The 17,807-nt window shown below is 67.5% G+C and carries 15 protein-coding genes and 1 pseudogene; 3 read left to right on the top strand and 13 right to left on the bottom strand.

From position 1 onward, the window contains the following. The coding region (locus tag FL344_RS12090; RefSeq protein ID WP_141618625.1) for a chloride channel protein at positions 1 to 1,108 on the top strand (1,108 nt) is incomplete at its 5' end. Positions 1,109 to 1,111: 3 nt separating this feature from the next. Here the strand turns inward: FL344_RS12090 and FL344_RS12085 are convergent. The 13 genes and pseudogenes from FL344_RS12085 to FL344_RS12035 all read right to left on the bottom strand — a co-directional run bounded on the left by FL344_RS12085 (position 1,112) and on the right by FL344_RS12035 (position 15,444). Next, on the bottom strand, positions 1,112 to 2,248 hold the full coding sequence (locus FL344_RS12085; protein WP_228564972.1) for a MopE-related protein: 1,137 nt from the start codon (positions 2,246 to 2,248) through the stop codon (positions 1,112 to 1,114). A gap of 156 nt (positions 2,249 to 2,404) precedes the next feature. Next, positions 2,405 to 2,527: pseudogene (locus tag FL344_RS39005) on the bottom strand (putative metal-binding motif-containing protein); the annotation flags it as partial. Between the two features lie 430 nt (positions 2,528 to 2,957). Continuing rightward, positions 2,958 to 3,149 carry a hypothetical protein gene (locus FL344_RS38475; RefSeq protein ID WP_228564971.1) on the bottom strand — a complete coding sequence of 64 codons (192 nt, stop codon included), beginning with the start codon at positions 3,147 to 3,149 and terminating at the stop codon, positions 2,958 to 2,960. Positions 3,150 to 3,199: 50 nt separating this feature from the next. Further along, complete coding sequence (locus FL344_RS12080; RefSeq protein WP_141618623.1) at positions 3,200 to 5,077, bottom strand: putative metal-binding motif-containing protein; 1,878 nt, start codon at positions 5,075 to 5,077, stop codon at positions 3,200 to 3,202. Beyond that, a complete protein-coding gene (locus FL344_RS12075; RefSeq protein ID WP_228564969.1) occupies positions 5,074 to 5,922 on the bottom strand; it encodes a hypothetical protein in 849 nt (282 codons plus the stop codon). The genes FL344_RS12080 and FL344_RS12075 overlap by 4 nt, the downstream gene beginning before the upstream one ends. Before the next feature lie 91 nt (positions 5,923 to 6,013). Beyond that, complete coding sequence (locus tag FL344_RS12070; RefSeq protein WP_228564968.1) at positions 6,014 to 8,035, bottom strand: putative metal-binding motif-containing protein; 2,022 nt, start codon at positions 8,033 to 8,035, stop codon at positions 6,014 to 6,016. A gap of 132 nt (positions 8,036 to 8,167) precedes the next feature. Beyond that, positions 8,168 to 9,490 (bottom strand): CapA family protein, encoded by a 1,323-nt coding sequence (locus tag FL344_RS12065; RefSeq protein ID WP_141618620.1) that lies wholly within the window; start codon positions 9,488 to 9,490, stop codon positions 8,168 to 8,170. A gap of 80 nt (positions 9,491 to 9,570) precedes the next feature. After that, positions 9,571 to 10,050, bottom strand: coding sequence for an MXAN_0125 family MYXO-CTERM protein (locus FL344_RS12060; RefSeq protein ID WP_141588478.1), 480 nt, complete (start codon positions 10,048 to 10,050; stop codon positions 9,571 to 9,573). A gap of 140 nt (positions 10,051 to 10,190) precedes the next feature. Beyond that, positions 10,191 to 10,826, bottom strand: coding sequence for a uracil phosphoribosyltransferase (upp, locus tag FL344_RS12055; protein ID WP_141588359.1), 636 nt, complete (start codon positions 10,824 to 10,826; stop codon positions 10,191 to 10,193). Positions 10,827 to 10,838: 12 nt separating this feature from the next. After that, positions 10,839 to 12,050 (bottom strand): DUF1688 family protein, encoded by a 1,212-nt coding sequence (locus FL344_RS12050; protein WP_141618619.1) that lies wholly within the window; start codon positions 12,048 to 12,050, stop codon positions 10,839 to 10,841. Next, the gene (locus FL344_RS12045; RefSeq protein ID WP_141588357.1) at positions 12,043 to 13,296 is read right to left on the bottom strand and encodes a GTP cyclohydrolase II; all 1,254 of its coding nucleotides are present in this window, start codon (positions 13,294 to 13,296) and stop codon (positions 12,043 to 12,045) included. Before FL344_RS12045 ends, FL344_RS12050 begins: the two co-directional genes overlap by 8 nt. A gap of 74 nt (positions 13,297 to 13,370) precedes the next feature. Further along, entirely contained in the window at positions 13,371 to 14,897 is a 1,527-nt protein-coding gene (locus tag FL344_RS12040; protein ID WP_141618618.1) for a CoA-acylating methylmalonate-semialdehyde dehydrogenase, read from the bottom strand. Positions 14,898 to 15,033: 136 nt separating this feature from the next. After that, positions 15,034 to 15,444 carry a hypothetical protein gene (locus tag FL344_RS12035; RefSeq protein ID WP_141618617.1) on the bottom strand — a complete coding sequence of 137 codons (411 nt, stop codon included), beginning with the start codon at positions 15,442 to 15,444 and terminating at the stop codon, positions 15,034 to 15,036. Positions 15,445 to 15,692: 248 nt separating this feature from the next. Here FL344_RS12035 and FL344_RS12030 point away from each other — a divergent pair, with 248 nt between their 5' ends. Beyond that, positions 15,693 to 17,036, top strand: a complete 1,344-nt coding sequence (locus FL344_RS12030) for an AHH domain-containing protein (protein ID WP_141618616.1) — start codon at positions 15,693 to 15,695, stop codon at positions 17,034 to 17,036. Between the two features lie 12 nt (positions 17,037 to 17,048). After that, a complete protein-coding gene (locus tag FL344_RS12025) occupies positions 17,049 to 17,621 on the top strand; it encodes a DUF1629 domain-containing protein (protein WP_141618615.1) in 573 nt (190 codons plus the stop codon). The last annotated feature ends 186 nt before the right edge of the window (positions 17,622 to 17,807 follow it).

Genomic DNA, 17,807 nt, shown 5'->3' with positions numbered 1-17,807 from the left:
GTGGGGTGGGCCCATGCGCGGGGGCAACAACCTGGTGCTGGACACGGTGCACGCGAGCGACGCGCAGGTGCCGGTGCGCATGGCCCCCATGGTGCTGGTGGGGACGGTGCTGACGCACCTGTTCGGCGGCAGCGCGGGCCGCGAGGGCACCGCGGTGCAGATGGGCGGCAGTCTGGCGGACCTGGTGGCGCGGCGCTTCCGGGTGGGCCCGGACACGCGCCGCGAACTGCTGGCCGCGGGCATCGCGGGTGGGTTCGGTTCGGTGTTCGGCACGCCTGTGGCGGGGGCGGTGTTCGGGCTGGAGGTCGTGGTGGTGGGGCGCATGGGCTACGAGGCCCTGCTTCCCGCGCTGGTGGCCTCCGTGGTGGGAGACATGGTGACGCGGGGGCTGGGCATCCACCACACGCCGTATCCGGCGCCGGGGGCGCTGCCGCTGACGGTGGTGGTGTTGGCGAAGTGGCTGGTGTTCGCGGTGGCGGTGGCCGTGGTGGCGACGGTGTTCGTGGAGTTGATGCACCGGCTGAAGAAGCTGCTGGAGCAGCGCGTGCAGGTGTTGCCGCTGCGAATGGCGCTGGGCGGTCTGGCGGTGCTGCTGCTGTGGCTGCTGGCCGGTACGGATGACTACCTGGGCCTGGGGGTACCGGGCATCCAGCGGGCCTTCGAGGACCCGGCGCTGCCCATGTCGGCGTTCGCGTGGAAGCTTGCCTTCACGGTGGTGACGCTGGCCGCGGGATTCCTCGGCGGCGAGGTGACGCCGCTGTTCTTCATCGGCGCGTCGCTGGGCAACGTCCTGGCGCGGCTGTTGGGCCTGCCGTTGGATTTGGGCGCGGCGGTGGGCATGGCGGCCCTGTTCGCGGCCGCGGCGAACACGCCGCTGGCGCTGTCCATCATGGCCGTGGAGCTGCTGGGGGCGAATGTATTGCCCCACGTGGCGATTGTGGCCACGGTGGCGTACCTGCTCACGGGGCACCGGGGCATCTATCCGTCACAGCGGATTGCCCGGATGAAACACGGAGGGCCGCTGCTGGAAAAAATCGTGGCCCTGCGGGAGCTGACTCGCGAGGACCGCGCCCCGCCCTCAGGGCCTGAGGGACGGGGCGGAGGCTGAGGGCTACGGCTCCGGGAAGTGGTAGACGTGTCCGTCGTCGCCGACGATCCAGAAGTTCTCGGCGGAGCTCATGGCGATGTCGCGGAGGGGCACGTTTGGCGCGCTTGGAGCGAAGGCTGGAGCCTTGGCCCAGCCGTGCGGAGTCAGCCGGTGCAGTCGTCCCCTGTTGCCGTCATTGCCCATGACATAGGCAGTTTCGGTTCCCGGCGGCACGGCAACACTGACGTAATTGACCGCGGGTCCCGCAGGCGGAAGCACCCGCTCCCAGTCCCTCGATTGCGAACTTCCTTTCACCACCAAGCCGCCGTCGCCCACCGCGTAGATGAGGGTCGTGCTCGCGGCCCACACCGCACGCAAGCTCCCTTCATAGTCCGCCGTTCCCTGAAGGGTCTGCGCTATCGGCGCACTCCCTCCCTGGCGGGTGTGGAGATTCACCATCGGCGTCATTGGTGCCGATTCCTCCATCGAGCCCACGGCATACAAGGCATCCGCCCCCAGCGCGTGGAGCCCCCAATACTTGCCCGGCGAATCATGATGCAGCGGGTCAGCCTTCCACTCGTAAAGCGCTCCCCCAGTAGAGCTAACGAATATCTGAAGCGGCTCTCCCACGCCCACGATGCCCGCGAAGTCGTCGCTGGCTTCGGGAAGGTTGATTTGTTGGGCCCTGACGCACGAGTCCCCGTTGTGCTCGGCAAGCCAGCCGCCCTGGCCCGCGATGACGACAGCACCGTTGCCAGGGTTGACCCAGGCTGCATGCCAATTCAGGGAGTTTCCCGGGGGGCCACATCCGGTTGCCGTATCGGCGTCGTGGCTCACGAACGGCGCCTCCGCAGACATCTTCACCGCCAGCGTTCCCTCCAGTCCCGCGACCCACACCGGGTAGCCGCTCGGGTGCACCGCTACCGCCCTCCACTGGCGTCCTGTCAGCGCCGCGTCCGAGACCCCTCGCAACGAGCCGCAGGACATCAGTTCATCCACCTGCCCATCGCAGTCGTTATCGAGGCCATCGCAGACCTCGGTGGCTCGGGGGTTCGTGGCGCTGTCGTTGTCATCGCAGTCCATCCCGGTCGGCGACGAGAACGGCGGCGGCGTCTCTCCTGGACATACCGTCGCAACCAGCCTTCCATCCTTCTTGGCCATGCCATCGCCGTCCGCATCCTCATAATAGAACGTCGCACGAGGAGCCTCGCACACCACTGACATCTCTGAACGAAAGCAAACCATCACCCCAGGACATACATTCCCGCAGCGAGTACCAAGGGCGTACGGCCCCTCCCTAAACGTCTCGTCAGCGCGACCATCACAGTTGTCATCCCGATAGTTACACTTCTCCTCGGCGCCTGGATGGATTCCAGACTGCCTATCATCGCAGTCGCCTCGCACCGTGGCGAACCCGGCCGGAACAACATCACAAACCATGCGCGGTTCCGCATCGTCCGCTGCATACCCGTCCCCGTCCGAATCCTCATATGCCACCAGCGGAGTTCCCGTACCGCAGGGGCTCCTCTCACACACGGCTGAAAGACAGACCCATCCCTCCTCGCAGGGAATCACCTCACTGCAGGGCTTTGGACGTTCATCCTGGCATGCCGTGAATAACACCATCAGTGCCACGCTCCAGCGCATCATCTTGCCTCTCCCTACTGCATGGCGACGTGTCGACCTCTTCCACGGGAAACCAGGCCCTGAGGACCTGTTGCTCCGCGCGACCTGCGCAGCTACCCAGAACATCGGCCATCATCGCACTTCGTCGAACTCAGCCACGCTGCTCCACTTCCCACACTGCATCGGAAGAAACGTGCTGAGGAAGGTGCGTACGGGCTCAAGCAGGAATACTGACTGGCAATCATCATGAGCCAAACTGATACCGCCCCAGGTCCGCGATGATGCCCGTGTGCAGCGCAAGCACGTACTCAAGATCGTCATAGAGGCGCACGGCCTCCGCGACATGTCGTTCAAATTCGCTACTGGCTCTGGCCGCATGCGCTGGAATGACAACCGACAGGCATGCGGCAAGAGACAGGCACCACCTCCAGTTCATGGCAACAAGCATGCCTGGAGCTTAGTTTAGACAGACACCACCCCATCAATCTATGGCTGTGCGGAGGCAGACAGCTCCGGGAAGTGGTAGACGTTTCCGTCATCGCCGACGATCCAGAAGTTGCTTGAGGAGGTCATGGCGATGTCGCGGAGCTGCACGCTTGGCTCGCCCGTAGCGAAGGCTGGAGCCTTGGCCCATCCGTGTGGGGTCAGCCGCTGTAGCCGTCCTGCATTGCCCTCGTTGCCAATGACGTAGGCATTCATGGTCCCGGGCGGGGCGGCCACACTGACGTAGTTGAGCACGGGTCCCGCAGGCGGGAGCACCCGCTCCCAGTCCCTCGACTGGCCACTGCCTTTCACCACCAAGCCGCCGTCACCCACCGCGTAGATGTGCTCCGCGCTCGCAGCCCACACCGCCCGCAGGCCGCCGTTGTAACCTGCGATCCCCTGGAGGTTGTACGCGGCTGGAATGCCCCAGGCGGGAGTGGTGGTGCGGGTGTAGAGATTCACCACCGGCGTCAGCGGTGACGACTCTCCTGTCGAGCCCACTGCATACAGCGCATCCTGACCGAATGCATGGAGCCCCCAGTACCGACCGGGCGAGTCGTGGCGCTGGGCAGCGCCTGTCCACTCATACAACTGGCCCAAGGTGGAGACTGCGAAGACTTGAACTGGATTTCCTACTCCAACGACACTGGAGAAGTAATCGCTGTTGCCAGGGAGGTTGCTCTGAAATGAGGAACAGGAGCCTCCGTTGTGCTCGGCCATCCAGCCGTCTTCACCGACCACGAGGACATAACTATTATTGGGATTGACCCACGCCGCGTGCCAGTCCAGCGTGTTTCCGGCCGGCCCACACCGCGTCGCCGTATCCCCGTCGTGACTCACGAACGCCGAAGTCGCGTCCATCTTCACCGCCAGCCTGCCACCCAATCCCGCCACCCACACCGGGTAACCACTCGGGTGCACGGCCACCGTCCTCCAATTGCCCCCTGCAAGCACGGGGTCCACCACCCTCTTCAGCGAGCCGCAGGACATCTCCTCATCCACCTGCCCGTCGCAGTCGTTGTCCAGCCCGTCGCAGACCTCCGTCGCCTGGGTGTTCGTGCCAGGGTCAGCATCATCACAGTCCAGCGTGTTCGCCGCCATCATCGAAGGCAGCGGCGCGCCAGGACACAGCTCGCCCACCGGCGCGCTGTCCTTCTCGCCCTCTCCGTCGCTGTCCGCGTCCGCGTAGAGCGGCGTCGGAGGCGTGCCGACGCAGACAGTCCCCGTCTGCGCGTCGTTGCAGGCATACGTCCCGTTGCAGAACTCCGTGCACGCCGTCCCCAACGCCCCCGGCCCCTCCGTGAACAGCTCGTCGGCGCGCCCGTCGCAGTTGTCATCCAGGCCGTTGCACGCCTCCACAGCGTTTGGATGGATGTCGGCCCGCGCGTCGTTACAATCCCCCGTCACCTCGACATGAAGTTCACTCGGCGGGTCACAGGCCTCCGTGCCGGGCCCATTGAGTCCAAAGCCATCGCGGTCCTTGTCCAGGTACCAGACCTTGTTGACGACCCCCGTTTCAATCTGGCCGTCGCAGTTGTCATCCAGGCCGTTACAAAGTTCCGGCGCGCCAGGATAGGCCTCCGCGCGCGCGTCATCGCAGTCTCCCAGGGTTGTGGAATAGCCAGCCGGAACGGCGCCACAGAACACGCGCGAAGGCGCATTCACCGCTGCGAAGCCGTCCCCATCCGCATCCGCATATGCCACCGTCGGCGTGGTTGAGCCACAGGGACTCTCCTGACAGGCACCAAAAACACATACCTGTCCCGCCCCACAGGCATGCCGCGCATCACATGCCAGGGGACGTTCCCCTTGGAGTTCCTCCAGGCTCGGGACGGAGCACGCGGTGAACAGCAGCAGCAAGGCCATGCTCCAGCGCATCATCGTGCTCCCCCTTGCTGCGTGACAGCCTCGTCCCGCTCTCCCAACAGGAGCCAGGTCACCAGGGCGCCCGCCGCCGCAACCCCGGCCGTACCAAAGAGGACGTTGGCCGTTCTCGCGCTGCGCTGCGCACGGCCGTGACGCTCCACGAGCTGTTCGTGGAACCTTGCCTCCCGAGCGTCCGAGATATGTCCTCGAGAAGAGACGCCGAAGACGGTTCCCGTACCGGTTGCCGCGATGCCAGCGCCCAGCAGCACCAGACTGGCAAGCGGCACTTGCCGCCCCCCGATGCGCCGCCAGGAAGCGCTCGACGTTGCTGTCCTGGCTTGGACCTCCACTGGGCTCGAGGCCGTGGCCTGTTCGGTAGGCGTCAGCGCGGCGGGCAGCGCTGAAGAGGCGTCCGCAATCGACTCCGTTTCCACCTCGGGCTGCTCGACGCGCACCGCTTCACGCGTGGGCGAGTCCTTTCGCCTACGCGCCAGCTCAGCCTTCGCGAGCGCACGCTGGGCCTCGAACTCCCGTGAGACCTTGGGGGAAACGCGCAAGGGAAGGCGAGCATCTGGCTCCAGCAGGAGGGCTGAGCGGAACTCGTCACGCGCCACCTGCCACCGCCCGAGGTCCGCGCTGATGATGCCGCGATGCAACGCAAACGTCACTCGATCGCGCGAGCCTCGGAGGCTCCCTCGGGCACGATCCAGTTGCTCGAGGGCACGCTCGTATTCGAGTTCATCATAGAGGCGCACGGCCTCCGCGACATGACGCTCAAAATCGCCATCAGCTCTGGCCGCATGCGCTGGAATGACAATCCATATGCATGCGGCGAGCGACAGGCACCGCCTCCAGGTCATGGCAACAAGCATGCCTGGACACTAGGCTAGACAGACAGCCTGGGCAAAACCCTGCCAACTCCAACCCATCAACCTATGGCTGAGTGGAGGGTTACGGCTCCGGGAAGTGGTAGACGTTTCCGTCGTCGCCGACGATCCAGAAGTTGCTCTCCGAGGTCATCGCGATATCGCGGAGCGGCACGCTTGGCTCGCCCGTAGCGAAGGATGGAGCCTTGGCCCAACCGTAAGGGGTCAACCGCTGCAACCGTCCTACGCTACCTTCGTTTCCAATGATGTAGGCATTCATTATCTCCGGTGGGGCAGCCACACTGACGTAGTTGAGCACGGGTCCCGCAGGCGGGGGCACCCGCTCCCAGTCCCTCGACTGGCCATTGCCTTTCACCACCAAGCCGCCGTCACCCACCGCGTAGATGTGCTCCGCGCTCGCAGCCCACACCGCTCGCAAGCCGCCGTTGTAACCTGCGATCTCCGGGAGGTTGTACGCGGTTGGAGTGCCCCAGGCGGGAGTGGTGGTGCGGGTGTAGAGATTCACCACCGGCGTCAGCGGTGACGACTCTCCTGTCGAGCCCACTGCATACAGCGAATCATTGCCGTTCGCATGGAGCCCCCAGTACCGGCCGGATGAGTCGTGGCGCTGGGCCGCGCCTGTCCACTCATACAACTGGCCCAAGGTGGAGACTGCGAATACTTGAGCTGGGTTTCCTACTCCAACGACACTGGAGAAGTAATCGCTGTTGCCAGGGAGGTTGCTCTGGGCTGGGGAACAGGAGCCGCCGTTGTGCTCGCCAATCCAACCGTCTTCGCCGACCACGATAAGATAACTATTATTGGGATTGACCCACGCCGCGTGCCAATCCAGCGTGTTTCCGGCCGGCCCACACCGGGTCGCCGTATCCCCGCTGTGACTCACGAACGCTGAAGTCGCGTCCATCTTCACCGCCAGCCTGCCATCCAATCCCGCCACCCACACCGGGTAACCACTCGGGTGCACGGCCACCGTCCTCCAATTGCCCCCTGCCAACGCGGGGGCTTCCACCTTCTTCAGCACGCCGCAGGACATCTCCTCATCCACCTGCCCGTCGCAGTCGTTGTCCAGCCCGTCGCAGACCTCCGTCGCCTGGGTGTTCGTGTCGGGGTCAGCGTCATCACAGTCCAGCGTGTTCGCCGCCATCATCGAAGGCAGCGGCGCGCCAGGACACAGTTCGCCCACCGACGCGCCGTCCTTCTCGCCCTCCCCATCGCTGTCCGCGTCCGCGTAGAGCAGCGTCGGATGCGTGCCGACGCAGACCGTCCCCGTCTGCGTGTCGTTGCAGGCATACGCCCCGTTGCAGAACTCCGTGCACGCCGTCCCCAGTGCACCCGGCCCCTCCGTGAACAACTCGTCGGCGCGCCCGTCGCAGTTGTCATCCGAGTCGTTGCACTTTTCCTCGGCGGTCGGATGAACGTCGGCCCGCTCGTCGTCACAATCCCCCGTCACATCGACATAAAGTTCACTCGGCGGATCACAGGCCTCCGTCCCGGGCCCCTTGCGTCCGAAGCCATCGCGGTCGCCGTCCAGGTACCAGGTCTTGTTGACGGCACCCGTTTCCATCTGGCCGTCGCAGTTGTCATCCAGGCCGTTACAGAGCTCCGGCGCGCCAGGGTAAGCCGCCTCCCGCAGGTCATTGCAGTCCGTCCCCCGGTTCATCGGACCACCCGGTGGGACGAAGCCGTCACCGTCCTCGTCAGCGGTGTGCAGGTTCTCGAGCAACCACTCCTGCCGGCCCGCGGAGGCGAAGCTGAAGGTCCGCTTCCGCTCATCCACCAACTGCTCCTCCGCGCACCCCTTCTCGAAAACCTTGACGGTGATTTCGACGTCCCGCGCCCAGTCCGCCTTCCGGAAGACGGCGACGTTCAACACCGGGTCGTTGGAGTCGAACTGGGACTCCTTGAATTCCGCCCGCTCCGTCTCACCGGTGCCACCATGGGCCTCCACCGTGATGCAGCCCTTACTGAATTTCGGGTGGTGGCCAATCTTGACGTGAACCGCGGCCTGCTTCGTGTCCGGCTCTTTCGAGTCCTTCTTGCAGGCCAGCAACAACAGAGGCAGGAGGAGGATGGCGGATTGACGCATAGGGTGCACTCTACCCCAACCCCCGGTGTGACTTGCTCAGAAGCCGACTCACCCCAAAGTCCGCCCAATTGAAAGACCATGGACATCTCACAGCAAGGATGAACTTCGGCACACCCACGTGTGCCTTTGCCATCACGGCTGTGAGGCCAACCGCCCTGGAGGCACAGTCTCCGTCCCACGCCAACGCAACTCGGGGGACGCCACCGCGAACCCTTCCGGCAACATCCGGAGAATGCGCTCACGCCGGTGCTTGGAGCCTTCCAGCCGCCGCTCCAGCAAGGCCTTCTGCGCGCGAGTCTCCTTGTCCAGAGGCGCGGGGCGCGCCGCCAGCAACGCCAGCCGCGCCGTCACCTCCTCCACCTCCCGGTCGATGAGCACTGGCTGGATGTTCCGCGACTCATTTCGCGCCCGCCCCACCGCGTTGTTCTCAATCCACACCGGCAGCACCGCCACTTCCTCCAGGGCCACCGACACACCGGGCATGGGCCGCACGAGCGACAGCCGCAGCAACATCGAGTCCCGCCGGTCGCCCCCCGAGCTCTTCGCCCCCGCCTCGTGCCGGTAGAAGCGGTCCTGGTTCGCCACCAGGTTGCCCAGCGAGTAAGCGATGAGCCCCTTGCGCCCATCCACCGTCTGGTACGACTCCAGCGGCTGGAGCACGTGCGGATGGTGTCCGATGACCGCCCTCGCCCCCGCGTCCAGCAGTGCGCGTCCCAGCTCGCGGTCCTCGGGCCGTGGCTCCCCTTTGTACTCCGTCCCCCAGTGCGCCAGCACGATGAGCGCGTCACACCGCGCCGCCGCGGCGCGCACGGCTTCCACGACCTGTTCGGGCTGAATCCCCCGGTGCGCTTCGTGCCCCGCATAGGGCACCAGCGCGACGTGCGGCGCCTGCGCATCCTTCGGATTGCTGAAGCCATTCAGCATGCGTGTGAAGGACAGGAACCCCACCTTCACGCCGCGCACCTCCACGAAGGCGGGCTCCCACGCGGCATCCTTCGTCGCGCCCGTGCCCGTATGGCGGATGCCCGCCGCGTCCAGGTGCCGCAGCGTCTCCAACATGCCCGCGGGGTGCTGGTCCCTCGCGTGGTTGTTCGCGGTGGAGACCACCTTCACCCCGGCCGAGGCCAGCGCGTGCACCATGGCCGACGGCGCGTTGAACAAGAGCTCCCGCGCGACCGCCTTCTTGTTGTCGGTGACGGGCGTCTCCAGATTCACGACGCCCACGTCCGCCGTGCGCAGCACGTCCGCGATGGGCCCGAAGACGTGGTCCCAGCCCTCATGGTTGAGCGAGGGCGCCCGGCCTCCGTCCGGTGGCGGCGCCCCGGTGCGGGCGTGCAGCCTCGCGACCTCCTTCACCTCGCCATGGGGAATCACATCCCCACCGAACACCAGCTCCACGCGCGTGGGGGCGGAGGCACAAAGCAGGGGCAACAGCAGCAGGACGGAGGCGGACACGCCTCCACCCTAGTCCAGACACCCGGCATCCCTGGAAGGCCCCCCGGGAGCTGGCGGACCGTGCCGCTCAGGGCCTGCGCTCAAGCGCCACGGCGCCGGCGAGCCACCGCGCCCACCAGCAGCGCCACCCCCGCCGCGCCCAGCGCACCCGGCGCCGCTGCACAGCCATCGGAATCGCGGACGTCCCTGCACGTCACCTCCGCGCTGATGGCGAGCCGCTGGTCCACGCCGTCCACCTGCACCGTGTAGGACTGCTCGACGAAGCGCTCGCTCTCAGACTCCTCCCTGCCGAAGATGAAGCCCGCCTCGTCACCTGGCGCGAGCGCCTGGGTGCACACACTGTCCGAACAGCCCGACAACGGCCAGTCGACCAGCGTCACCGTCTGCGCACAGGCGTTGCGCACGTTGCTCAGCCCGCAACTGACGGACGCGCGGAAGATGAGGCACGGCACCTCGGAGACGACGCTCTGGTTCGACGTGGAGCACGCGCACGGCTCCGCCCCCGCCTGGGCGATTCCCGACAGTCCCAGCACACTGGCGCAGCCCAGCCAGGTCATCATGCGCCGGGCGCGAACAAGCATTCCTTGCATCACTGCACCCCAACCGATTGCGCCGGCCCCGTCCGCGGCGCGCATCCTGTCCCGGACACGGCCGCGCGCCAAGTCACCGTTGCCGGGTGAGGGGTATCTCCTCCACCGCGCTACTTGGTCCCGAAGAGCCGGTCGCCCGCGTCGCCCAGGCCCGGGTGGATGTAGCCGTGCTCGTCCAGCCGCTCGTCGATGGCCGCGGTGTAGACGTGGACGTCCGGGTGGTGCTCGCGCAGATTCGCCAGGCCCTCCGGGCACGCCAGCAGACAGACGAAGCGCAATGAGCCGGGCTTGCTCTTCTTCAGCCGCTGGAGCGCGGCCACCGCCGAGTTCCCCGTGGCGAGCATCGGGTCACACACCACCACGTCCCGGTCCGCGAGCTGGCCGGGCACGCGGTAGTAGTACTCCACCGGCGACAGCGTCTCCGGGTCCCGGTACAGGCCGATGTGCCCCACGCGCGCGGAGGGCACCAACTGCAACATCCCGTCGAGGATGCCCTGCCCCGCGCGCATGATGGCCACCAACACCAGCTTCTTGCCATCCAGCACTGGCGCCACCGTGCGCGCCATGGGCGTCTGGATTTCTTCCTCGCGCACCTTGAGGTCTCTCAGCGCCTCATAGGCGAGCAGCAGCGAGATTTCCTGGAGCAGCGCCCGGAAGGAGGCGGTGCTCGTCTCCACCCGGCGCATCTGCGTGAGCTTGTGCTTCACCAGCGGGTGGTCCACCACCGTGCAGTTCGGAAACTCCATTGCGTCCTCCCGTCAGAACACCGTGCCGTCACTGTCCACGCGGATGGGCGGCCCACCCCCGGGACGCCGCTCCGCCGCCACGCGCCGGCCCGCGGTCCACGTGCCGCCCTGGAGCACCTTCCCCAGCGGCAGCTCCTCCGCGCTCAGGCCCAGCCGGCCGCGCACCAGCGCCGCCACCCGGTCCAGCAGCGCCACCGTCAGCGCGCGCCACTCCACGATGGGCTCGTCACCCGGGTGGAAGGACTGCGTGAAGAGGCGCGGCTCCCGGGGAGACAGCACGCCCAGGTCCACCAGCAGGCCACCGTTGCGGTACTCGGGCAGGCCGGTGAGGCCATCCAGCTCCGTCACCACCACACCCGCCTCGGACAGTGGCTCCACCAGGGAATACGTCAGCCACTGCGACAGCTTGTGGAAGGGCACCAGCGCCTCCAGGCTCTCCACCGACCCCAGCGCGGGATGTGGCCACACGTCGCCCAGGTTCACCGCGTCCACCATCACCCGGCCCGGCCAGATGGGGCCCAGCACCTCCAACACCAGCCCCAGCAGCTCCGAGGCGCGCACGCTGCGCTGCTGCGCGGTGATGATGTCCAGCAGCGCCCCTGGCCGAGGCAGCACCTTCGCCAGCCCGTGCAGCAGGTGCAGCCGGCCCTCCAGCCCATCCACCGGGTTGGCATCCGTCACCTGCATGCCCTGCGCGAGCGCCTCGCGCGTGAGCCGCCCCAGCGCCTCCGCGTCCACGCGCAGCGGCCGGTCCGGGTCCGACGAGAAGCGCCCCTCCATGAACATGCGGAAGCTGGCCACGGCCAGCCCCTCGGAGCGCGCCCACGTCTTCCCGCCGGCCTCCTGGTAGCGCCACTGCGGGCCACTGCCCGCGTCCAGCAGCACGCTCACCACCACCAGGTCCAGCTTCGCGCGCGCCCGCTCTTGAAGCGAGGCGTCCTTCAGCCGCGCCTCCAGCTCCGCCAACCGCGCCACGCCGCCCACGTCGAAGTGGCGCCAGCGGCTGTGCAGCGGCACGTCCAGCGTGGGGTAGTGCTCGCGCGTCACGTGCAGCACCGTGTCCACGACGATGGGCAGCCGCGACGGCTCGACACGGAAGTGCTCCAGCTTGCCCGCCAGCCCCAGGTCCAACAACTGGTGGCATCGCTCGCGGATGGCGGACGGCGTGCGCAGCCACGCCACCGCGGGAGACAGGTCCGACCTGGCCAAGGAGGAATCAGACATCGAGGTCCCGCCCCTTCACCTGCGCAAGCCCCGCCGCGTCCGCCACAGGCCCTTGCGTGAAGTAACCCGCGGCCTTCTTCGCCTCCATCTCCACCTTGGCGTCGGCGGGGATGAGCTCGTCGGGGATGGGGACGCGCTCCAGGATTTCGATGCCTGAGCGCGTAATCGCGTCGTGCTTCATGTCGCTCATCGATACGAAGCGGTGGATGCGGGTGATGCCCAGCCAGTGCAGCACATCCGGCATCAGCTCCTGGAAGCGCATGTCCTGCACGCCAGCCACGCACTCGGTGCGCTGGAAGTAGGTGGCCGCGGAGTCGCCGCCCTCCTGCCGCTTGCGCGCGTTGTACACGAGGAACTTCGTCACCTCGCCCAGCGCCCGGCCTTCCTTGCGCAGGTAGACGATGAGCCCCGCGCCGCCCGCCTGCGCCGTGCGCACGCACTCCTCGATGCCGTGCGCCAGGTAGGGCCGGCAGGTGCAGATGTCGCTGCCGAACACGTCGGAGCCGTTGCACTCGTCATGCACGCGCGCCGTCAGCGGCACGTCCCGGTCCGCCAGCGTCTCGATGCCGCCGAAGACGTACAGCGTCAGCCCGCCAATGGGCGGCAGGAAGACGTGCAGGTCCGGGCGCGTAATCAGCTCCGGGAACATGCCGCCCGTCTGCTCGAAGAGGCCGCGGCGCAGCGCGCTCTCCGTCATGCCGAAGCGCTTCGCGATGCCCGGCAGGTACCACACCGGGTCCACCGCGGCCTTCGTCACCTTGATGTCGCCGTTGTCGCGCAGCAGGTCCCCGTCCGGCGTCAAGCGCCCGGCATCGATGGCGTCGCGCACCTCGGGGAAGTTGATGTGCGCCTTGGTGACGGCGATGGTCGGCCGGAAGTCGATGCCCTGCTCCGCGAAGGGCCGGAACGCCTGCGGCGCGATGGCGCCCCACGGGTCCAGCGAGACGATGCGCTGCGGGTCGCTCCACGACGGATGCGGCCCCACCTGCGCGGCGGGCGCGGTGTTCTTCAGGTCGGCCCGGTGGTCCTGCGGCAGCATGCCCGCGGCCACGGCCAGCGCGCGGTACACGGCATACGCGCCGGCATGCGTGCCGATGACGTTGCGGTGCCCGGCTTCCGTCAGCGTGGCGACGACGGGGCCGCGCCGCGTCGGCTCGCCGTCTCCCCAGCGGATGGGGACGCTGGGGACGTCGCCATCCGGGTGGGAAGTGAGGCGGATGTGATTGAGATTCTTTTTCTCGGCCATGGGAGCGCCCTCCTTGCGGGCGCGGGAGCAAAGTCGGGGTGCGGGGGGTGGTGCTTCGCGTCGTGGGGCGCGCTTCAGCTCATCCACGAGCCGTCGGTCCGGGCCGACCACTTGCGGGTGACCTTCTTCACCTGCGTCCAGAAGTCGAGGCTGGACGGCCCGGTGATGTCCCCGTGCCCGAAGCGCGAATCCCCCGTGCCACCGAAGGAGAACGGCTCACGCGGGACAGGGACGCCCACGTTGACGCCCACCATGCCGGCGCGCACGCCCTCCACCACCGTCTGCGCCACCCCACCGTTCGTGGTGAAGATGGACGCCGCGTTGCCGTAGGGCGACGCGTTCTCCACCGCCAGCGCCGCGGACAGCGTGGGCACCCGGACGATGGAGAGCACCGGGCCGAACAGCTCGCGCCTCGCGGCCTCCATCTCCGGACGCACGCCGTCCAGCAGCGTGGGACCCAGCCAGTTGCCGCCGGACCACGGCTCGCCCTGCGGCTTGTGGCCACGGCCGTCCAGCAGCACCCGCGCGCCCTCGGCCTCCGCGCGGGCAATGGCCGTCTCCAAGCGGTCCAGCGAGCCCCGGTCAATGAGCGCGCCCATGCCGGAGCCCAATTCCAGCTTCGCCGCGCGGCGGACGACTTCCTGGAGAAGGGGCTCCACGTTGCCCACCGCGAGCAGCACGCTGGCCGCCATGCAGCGCTGGCCCGCGCAGCCGGTGAACGAGTCCACCACCGCCTGCGGCGTCAGCTCCGGGTCCGCGTCCGGCACGACGATGAGGTGGTTCTTCGCGCTGCCCAGCGCCAGCACGCGCTTGCCGCGCTTGCAGCCCTCCGCGTACAGGTGGCGCGCCACCGCGGACGAGCCGACGAAGCCCACCGCCTGCACGTCCGGGTGCGCCACCAGCGCGTCCACCGCCTCCTTGCCGCCGTGCACGACGGAGAAGACGCCCGCGGGGTAGCCGGCCTCGCACATGAGCTCGCCCAGCGCGCACGCGGTCAGCGGCACCTTCTCCGACGGCTTGAGGATGAAGGCGTTGCCCAGCGTCACGGCGATGGGGAACATCCACATCGGCACCATGGCCGGGAAGTTGAACGGAGTGATTCCGGCGACGACGCCCAGCGGCTCGCGGCGGTACTCACAGGAGATGCCGCGGCTGACCTCCAGGTGCGCGCCCGTGTCGAAGTTCTGGAGGGACAGCGCGAAGTCGCAGACCTCCATGCCCTTGAGCAGGCCCGCGCGGGCCTCCGCCACCGTCTTCCCCGCCTCGCTGGCGGCCAGTTGGGCCAGGGCGTCCAGGTCGCGCTCGAGGAACTGGCGGAAGCGATACAGGTACTGCGTGCGCTCCCGCAGCGAGGTGTCCTTCCAGGACGCCGCCGCCGCCTTCGCGGCCTCCACCGCCTGGGCGACTCCGGATGCGGGCGTCAGGGGAACTCTGCCAATGACGGAGCCCGTATAGGGGCTCCGGACATCGAGGTGCGCCGCACCGGGCGGCACCTGCCAGCTTCCTCCAACGAGGTTACGGCACGAGACGACGCTCCGCGGAAGCTGGATGAAGGACACGCACACCCCCCAGGTGTCTGGCGTGAAGAAATGGCCTGCCATTGTAACCAGGGGAATGGACTGACATGCAACCCAGGGGTCCCCAGGGGTGCCTTCAGACACGCCCAATGGAAGACATCCCGGCGCTCATTCTGTCAGGTAGCGGACCCATCTCCCGGACGGATGTGAGGGATTGCGTTCAGCGGGCGTCAGGCGCCGCCAGCAGGCCGCGCAGCCGGGCGAGGGTGGCCGTGTCATCGGAATCCAGCGTGAGGCCCAGGGCCTGGACTTCGTCGTACAGCGCGAGCGCGTAGTGAATGCGGGAAGTGGCCGTGGCGGTGTCGCCCTGCTCGGCGATCAACTCTCCGTCCTCGGCGACCAGGCGCGCGAGCACCTTCACGCGCGTGGGGGAGCCCAGCAGTCGCGCGGTGGACACCGGGTCCGCCATCAGCAGCGCGGCGTACTCCATGCCCAGCGCGGACAGCGCCGTCTCCTGGATGAGGCGCTGGGCGTCCGCGAGCTTCTTCTCCCGGCGCGCCTTGATGATGCGGGCCAGCGCGGCGGCGAACTCCTCGATGAGCCGCTCGATGTAATCCTTGCGAAGGGACATGGCGGCCCGAAGGTAACCGCGGAGCGGGGGGCGTGCACGCCTGGGCCTTCCGTCGGCTCCCCCCGGCATCACGACTGTCTACCTACGCCCAACCGGAGATGGTGGCGGCGCTGGGCTCACCTGACAGGCGCCAGTGGTTCGCTGAGCGCGACGTCCCTGCGTTTGGGCATCTCGTGGCTCTTGGTCGGACTCCTCTTGTATTCCTGGCCTGGTCTCGCAGGAGCGCGCCCCGGAACCGGAGGACTTGGATGAGAGCGCATGCGGTCATCTGGCTGGTGCTGGCGCTTGCCGTCACAGGCTGTTCGACCACGCGACTCGTGCGCCTGGACACTGGAGACGGGCCTCCCATCGTCCACACGCCCTTCGCGGAGTACGGCGACGGGCCCGTGGAACTGGCCGACGATGAATTCGAGGAGACCATGGTGGCGCTCGCCCGGGGTGTGCGGCCCTTCGCCAATCCCCTGCGAGAGGCCCGCCGACTCTTCGGCGTTCCCGAGCGAAGCGGCGTGTACCTGTACGAGGGGCGCGGCCCCCGGCTCATCCCCCAGGACGGAGAGAAGGACCCAGGCGGTCCGCGTCTCCTGGAAGTCTACGCGGATGACGAACTGACGCGCGCCTATGGCCGCTGGTGCGAGCGCAAGTCGCAGCCCGGTGACTGCCTGCGCCTGTTGTCAGAAGGCCCGCTGCTGGCCAGCGACGGCAAGTACTCGCTGGCCATGGCCATCGCCATGGACTCGGTGTGGGAAGAGACTGCAGAAGCGCTGGAGGACATGACCGACCCACAGGCGCTGCTGGCGACGGTGAGTGCTTCGGTCAGCATGTACCTGCTCCTCTGGTCGCTACCCGAGCCAGTGAGCAAGGGACTGGCCGCCCTGCTGACAGCCTCGGCCATTGCCTACCTGGGCGTGGATACCGTGTGGCGCATTCTGGACGGGTGGATGGCGCTTGTGCGCGAAGTGGACCGGGCCACCACCTTCGAGCAACTCGGCGAGGCGGGCGAGGCGTACGGCGAAGTGCTCGGGGAGAACGCGGCGCGCGTCTTCGTCATGCTGGCCACGGCGGCGATAAGCCATACGGCGGGCCTGGCGGCGCAGTCCTCGAGACTGCCGGGCTCGGCGCAGGCTGCGCTCGCGGTGGAGACGCAGGCGGGCTATCAGTACTTGACCATCAGAAGCGTGCAGTCGGTGGCGATGACAGCCGAGGGCTTCACTGTCGCACTGGCGCCCAACGCGGTCGCCATGGCGGCCCAAGGCATGAGCGGCGGCCGCCCCGAAAACCACCACCTCGCGACGAACAAGAACGGCGTCTCCACCGTGCGCGGCGGGCCCTGGACGCCCCGGTTCAAAAGAATCTTCAAGAAGGCCGGGATGGAGCTGGAAGACCCTGAGAACATCGTGCCCGTAAAGGGCCACAAGGGCCCCCATCCCCAGAGGTATCATGAGCGGGTCTACGCACGCCTGGAGGAAGCGACGAAAGGCTGCCGGAAGATGACCGAGTGCCGGGAGGCCTTGGTCAACGAACTCAGACAACTTGCCAAGGAAGCCGCCGCCCCGGGCTCCGGCTTGAACAAGCTCCTCACTCGAACCGAGTGATACCGAGGCGCCATGATGGCCAAGAGGTACTTCCAGCTCGCCGACAACGTTTCCATTCCGGGCCGTTGGGAGTTGGGCCACCCCGGAGATGCGCAAGGTCACGAAGTAGACGACCCTTGGATGTTCCGGGAAGGCCATCCCGTGGAGGTGAGCCAGCGATTCACGGTTCCTATCGAGGAGCCCGGCAAGGCCCTTGATTTTTCTCTCGCGGGCTTCAGCACTCCCGTGGTCAGCGCCAGCGTGGCCAACATCTTCCTGGAGATGGCTCCCAAGGACGTGCAGCTCCTCCCCGTGGACATCCGAGACCACCTGGACCCGTACTTCATCCTGGTGGCCACGAGGCTCATTCGCTGCATCGACGACGCAGCATCGGAAGAGGTCCTTTACTGGCGCCCGGAGGATGGGCGGCCCGAGAAGGTGGGGCAGTACCGGGATGTCTACGGCATGCGCGTCGACCTCGCCCAGGTTGGCAACGCCCAGGTGTTCCGCACTTGGGGCTGGTCCATCGCCCTCATCGTCTCCGAGGACATCAAGCAGGCGTTGGAGCGTGCGAAGGCTACCGGCGTGAAGTTCACACCGGTGTAGTTCGCGCAAACGCCCCCCTGTCCCCTGCATCCCCACGGCTTCCGGGCCGAGGCCCCCCAGGGCCCCGACAGCGACGCGGAAGGCCGGGCGACGGAAGACATCCTGAGCCGGGGATCGGACGGCGGAAGGAGCTGAGCCGCTGAGAGGAGAGAGGCGCATGGGGAAGCGGGTTGGAGGGCTGCTGTA

Origin of the sequence: Myxococcus sp. AB036A, from assembly GCF_006547355.1 — a bacterium.
GTDB lineage: Bacteria > Myxococcota > Myxococcia > Myxococcales > Myxococcaceae > Myxococcus > Myxococcus virescens.
The sequence above is the reverse complement of the archived record's forward strand: the minus strand, read 5'-3'. Positions and strand labels throughout refer to the sequence as shown.